This is a genomic window from Clostridioides sp. ZZV14-6154 (assembly GCF_020657785.1).
In the GTDB taxonomy this organism is placed as follows: Bacteria; Bacillota; Clostridia; order Peptostreptococcales; family Peptostreptococcaceae; genus Clostridioides.
Genome location: NZ_JAGWCY010000106.1, coordinates 1 through 233 on the forward strand (window position 1 = coordinate 1; position 233 = coordinate 233).

Annotated in this window: 1 rRNA gene; it reads right to left on the reverse strand. The window is 37.8% G+C overall.

The annotated features are described in order from the left end of the window. Window positions 1-60 precede the first annotated feature (60 nt). Window positions 61-233, reverse strand: a 23S ribosomal RNA gene (locus KGF45_RS19950); the annotation flags it as partial.

Below are 233 nucleotides of genomic sequence, written 5' to 3' on the forward strand. Positions count from 1 at the left end.
TTTAGAGTTAACACTCTAAAAACTGCATATATATTTTAATTAATGAACATCAAATAAATATTGGTCAAGTCCTCGACCTATTAGTATCGATAAGCTAAATACATTGCTGCACTTACACCTTCGACCTATCAACCAGATAGTCTTTCTGGGGTCTTACCCTTGCGGTGGGAAATCTTATCTTGAAGTTGGCTTCGCGCTTAGATGCTTTCAGCGCTTATCCATTCCGTACATAG